Annotated in this window: 2 protein-coding genes; one reads left to right on the forward strand and one right to left on the reverse strand. The window is 66.6% G+C overall.

Annotated elements, in window-relative coordinates; translation table 11 throughout:
- Positions 1-1475: 1475 nt before the first annotated feature.
- Positions 1476-3932, forward strand: coding sequence for an ATP-binding protein (locus U9980_RS21775; protein ID WP_322769624.1), 2457 nt, complete (start codon positions 1476-1478; stop codon positions 3930-3932).
- A gap of 65 nt (positions 3933-3997) precedes the next feature.
- Here U9980_RS21775 and U9980_RS21780 read toward each other — a convergent pair whose 3' ends face one another.
- Positions 3998-4885, reverse strand: coding sequence for a serine/threonine-protein kinase (locus U9980_RS21780; RefSeq protein ID WP_322769625.1), 888 nt, complete (start codon positions 4883-4885; stop codon positions 3998-4000).
- Positions 4886-5132: the final 247 nt, after the last annotated feature.

Raw genomic sequence — 5132 nt, forward strand, 5'->3', positions numbered from 1 at the left:
CGGTTCGGGCTGGCGCGAGGCTGCACGTCGGTGCGGCGAGTAACAGAAGTTAGCGCGTGGGCAGGGGCGGGGTCGAACCGCCGACCTTCCGCTTTTCAGGCCGAACTGACCGTCATTTCGACGTCCGCGAGCGTGCGTTTTCGGCCGTCGAAAGCCGCCAACGTCTGTGGTTGGCCGCTGCCGTTGCTACACCCGCTGCTACACCTCGACGAGGGGGGTGAGCGAGCCATTCCGGCCGCCGCGCGCCACGACCGTCGCTCACGTCGGCACCCCGCAGGCCGGCGTGCCGGTCGGTCGCTCCCTTCAGCGGCCCAGCCGTCGACCGCTCCTCGACGACCGGACGACCAGCGGGGGATGCATTGTCCGCCAGGTTCCGCCGTCGAGCTTCGCAGCCAGGACGAGGAAGCGGCGCGCGGATCAGCGAGGACTCCGCCGTGCCAACCGAATCAAGTCGATGCCACCTCGCGCCACGGCTGGTTCGACCCGTCGGCCGGCTCTCCGGAGATGCTCCTCGTGACGATCGCGTGAGGCATCGACCTCATAACCAGGGCTCATGTCGACTCCGCCGGTCACGCGGCCATCCGGGCCTGTCCAACCCGCTCGGTCGGGCTCGTGGTCGGCCCTACAATGCGGCCGCGAGCCGAGATCGCGCCGAAGGCGCGTCGTGCCCGAACAGAGTCGGGGACTGTCCGGGTCGGGCGACCGCGCCGCGTCGCGATCGTCCGGCCTGCTACCTGCCGCGTCCGCTCCCGACGGACGCTAGGTGCGTCCCACCACGGGGACGGACTGTTCAGGGGCGGGTCGTTCGCGGATGGGCTGGGCAGGGGCGGTCGGTTGCGTCTCCGGCTTGGTCCTGCGCCGCCCACGCCTCCGGTGCGGAGGGAATGTGGTGATCTTGCGGAGGTGGCTCGGCATCTGCCGTCGGGCGCTGGAGGCACGTGTCACGTGACAGCGGAACTCCGACATTAGCTACTCCTCGTAATCGAATTGTATCAAATTACTACTGACCGTGTTCGGAACTTTCTCAACCCTGCGCGGAGAAGGCGTCTAACTGGGACGGAGGAGACTCTAGCCAGGCGGTCGGATCGGGCTCGCCTCCGAACGTGAGCGAAACGTGAGCGATGCTCTGGACGCGGATGGCAGGATTGTGTTCGCCGGCCGAGGAGGGCCATGTCCGCCGGCTACCGAGGGGAGGGAAGATGAGATTCCATGTGCTGGGGGAGTTCAGCGTCTATCGGGGCGACGAGCCGGTCCGGATCGATTCAGTACAGGTCCGCGCCCTGCTCGCCGTACTGCTACTGGCCCCGAATCAGCGAGGGTCACATGCTTACATAGCGAGACGCCTATGGCCGTACCATCAATGGAACTCGGAAAATATCAGGTCCTGCTGCTCAAAACTGCGCGGACTTTTGCCCGGTGTCATGCCATCTCGCAATCAAAAGAATTTCTGCGAGATTAGGGTAGCCCGGAACAGCGTGGACTACCTCCGTTTCGTCGATAGTGTCGCAGTGGCGCGAGAGCAGTCTGGTCGAAAGCGAGTCGAGGGCCTACGCGCAGCCTTGAATGAATGGCGAGACAGCCCCCTTGAGAATTTTCCCGGTGTTGATCTAAGTATCGAACAAGCCAAGCTGGACAAGGAGTTACGAGAGGCTAACCTCGAGTACTTGCGGTCCATGTTCGATATCTGCGACCCCGGCGACGCACTGAAAGAGGCGCGTCGAGCCGAAGCGCGCTGGCCAGCCGATGAGGAATTGCTCGAAATTGTGTATCACGCGCTGGTCAGGCGCGGCGATATCGAGAGCGCCAAGATCACCTATGAGCGATGGGCGCGGGAGTACGGTCGAGACGATGATCACCTGTCGGAGGTGCGCCAGCGGCTCATCGACGACAGCACACCACCCGATGTGCCCTCCGCCGGATCCGGCCGGCAGCTTCTTCCCCGGCAACTACCCGCGCACCGCCCCCACATCGTCGGGCGGAAGGCGCAGTTGAAGGAGCTATCCGAGATCCTGCTCGCGCCGGACACCGGTACCGCGCGGTTGGCGGTGCTCACCGGAATGCCCGGTGTGGGGAAGACACAGCTGGCCTTGTCCTGCGCGGCGTCACTGAAAGACGCCTTCCCGGGCGGGGCGCTCTATGTCGACTTGCACGGTTTCGGGCCCGCGGAGCCAGAAATTCCAGAACAGACCCTGACTCGTCTGCTCAATGACCTCCAGGTGCGGCCCCCAACGCCGACCCTTGACGGGATGATTTCGACGTACCGCTCCAGCGTCGCCGACCGCGCGATCCTGGTGGTTCTGGACAACACGCGGGACGCGAACCACGTCCGCCCGCTGCTGCCAGGTGCCGGGTCCTGCGCCGCGATCGTCATCAGCCGCAACCGTCTGGACAGCCTCGAAGTACATGAGGGCGCGCGGGTGATGACGGTCAACCCGCTTAATCCGCAGGACGCCGCCGCCTTCCTGGCAGCCGACCTTGATGAGCGGCAGGCACGGATCGGCGGCCACTACCTCAACGAGATCGTCGAGCTGTGCGGCAGGCTGCCGCTGGCATTGGTCATCATCGCGGCGAAGGCCCGGTCCCGACCGCCCGAGGCCGGGGTTCTGGGCGCAATTCTTCGTGAGCTGCGTTCGAAGACAGAACGCCTGAACTCCCTCCAGCATCGCGACACCCTCAGCGTCCGAGCGGTTTTCGGGGCCTCTTACGAGGTGCTGTCCCCGGCGGCGGAGCGGCTGTTCCAGCGCCTGGCGATACATCCGGGCCCGACCATCAGCCAGGCCGCCGTCGAGGTGCTCGCCGATGACCGGCGCGAGGTCACGAGGGGCGCCGTCGAAGAACTCCTCGCCGCGAACCTGCTGGAGGAACCCTCGTTCGGCCGGTTCGCCTATCACGACCTCATCCGCGACTATGCGGCCGAGCTCGCGGAGGATATGGACGCTGCGGAACGAGCACGCACGGTCGAGCTCGCCTTCGGTTACCTCCTCCGCCGGACCCTGGCCTGCGACCGGGTTCTCGACCCGGAACGCACGGCACCGGCCGGAGAACCGGCGGTCGTCGACAGCGCTGACGGCGCGGCCCCAGCCACCCCGGCTGAAGCCATGGAGTGGTTGGACATCGAGTACTCCACCGTCACGGCCGCCGTCCAGAAGGCGAAGGACATGGACAACCACCACTACACCTGGCTGCTCGCCATGGCGCTGCTCACCTACCAGTGGCGGCGCGGCCGGTACGCCGACGCCGACCGATATCTCGGATACTCCGCCGATGCGGCGGAGAAAGTAGCCGGACCGGCCGATCAGGCGATGGTCTACCGGATGATCGCGGGTTCGCGTCGCGGACTGGGGCAGGTCGAGAAGGCCAAGGGAAGTCTCAGGCGCGCGATCATGCTGAGCGAGAAGGCGGAAGACGCGCTCGGCCTTGCCCGCGCCAGGCACGGCCTCGCCGTGCTCCGCCACGAGAGCGGCGAGCCCCAGGCCGCGATCGAGCTGTTCAAGCAGGCGCTGGCGGGATTCCGGGACGTCGGTCATGTCGTCGGTGAGGCGGGTGCGCGCAACGGGTTGGGATGCGCCCGGCACGACCTCGGTGAGTACGACGAGGCGCTTCGCTACTGCGGCGAGGCTGTGCGGCTTTTCGAGACGACCTCGGACGTCAACGGAACCGCGAACGCGCTTGCCAGCCTCGGCCAGGCCCATGCGGCGAGGGGAGAACACGCTCCGGCCATCACGAACCTGGGTGCCGCGGCGGAGCGGTACCGGAGCCTGACCTACGGGTCACGGGAGGCGAGGATCCTCCTCGATCTCGGCGAGCTCCTGGTCGGGACGGGCCAGATCGAGGAGGCCCGGGACGCCTACCGGCGAGCCGAGATGCTGCTGCGCGAACTCGGTCACCCAAGCGCGGACGAAGCTGCCGCCCGCCTCGCGGACCTCGGATGAGCGGATTCGGCACGGCGGGTCACCCGGCGGCTGGCAGGGGCAGCCGGGCACCGAGCCTGGCGAGCTCAGCTGGTCGGCGCGGGATCGCGGTACCACCGGGTCGGATCAGGCCTTGGAGCCTTCGGGTTACGCGGCGAACCGGGGCCTGGCAGCAGCGGCCGCAGCGCGTCCAGTACCTCGCGCACCGTCGCCGGCCGGTTCGCGGGGTCCCAGGAGATCATCGACAGGCCGACGGAACGCAGCCGGGGATGCATGTTCTCGAGCCGACCGAAGCTGAACGGCTCCACCCGCCGGCCTGGACGGCCACCGGACTCGGCGTACGGGGGGAGCATGACACTCATCGTGAACAGCAGCGCTCCGAGGGCGTAGATGTCGGCCTGGGTCGTGAGCGACCGCCCGTCGTACTGCTCGGGTGGGGCATAACCAGGTGTTCCGGCCACATATCCAATCTCGTCTTCCCTGGCCGCGATGCCGAAGTCCAGCAGCCACACCATGCCCCCGGGCTCGACCATCACGTTCTCGAGCTTGATGTCGCAGTGCACGATTCTCTGCCTGTGTACCGGCTCCAGAATTTCGCAGAGCTGGCCGATGACAGCGGCGACCGTCTCACTCCCGACGGGCCGACTCTTCCGCATCACGTTCTCAAGTGTCACCCCATCGACCAGCTCCATGATCACGTATCGCCGGCCGGCATGCGTACCCGAATCATAGAACTCCGGTATTCCGCGTAGGCCGGACAATGACTGTCGTCCGAGCTGGAACTCGTCCCCGATACATGAAGCGGACTCGCTGTACCTCGTCGTACTTTCGAAGCTGCGCCAGGTTTGTATTTTTACGGCTACCCGCCGCCCGAGCTTCGTGTCCCGCGCCGAGAAGGTCTCGCCACTCCCGCCGTCACCCAGAATTCCGTCGACGATGAAGCGGCCACCGATCTCGGTTCCGATCCGAATCAACGTTCGCTCCCGTTCAGGAGTCCTCGGCCCGCGTCGCGGGAATCGAGCCCCGCGAGCTTCAGGAAGTGAGATGGTATGGCAGCGTGGCGTCCACCCGAAGGGGTGGTCGGCGATTCCGCGGTTATCAGGGTGTCCCTGGGCATGCTGGGGCCGGCGAGGTACCGGTGTCCGGCGCGGGATGCCATGACCGCTCGCCGGAACCTCTCGCCCACGGTCGTGGCCCAGCGCAAGCGGGAGGTCCTGGAAC

It is taken from the genome of Protofrankia sp. Cr1 (assembly GCF_963555865.1).
Classification (GTDB): domain Bacteria; phylum Actinomycetota; class Actinomycetes; order Frankiales; family Frankiaceae; genus Protofrankia.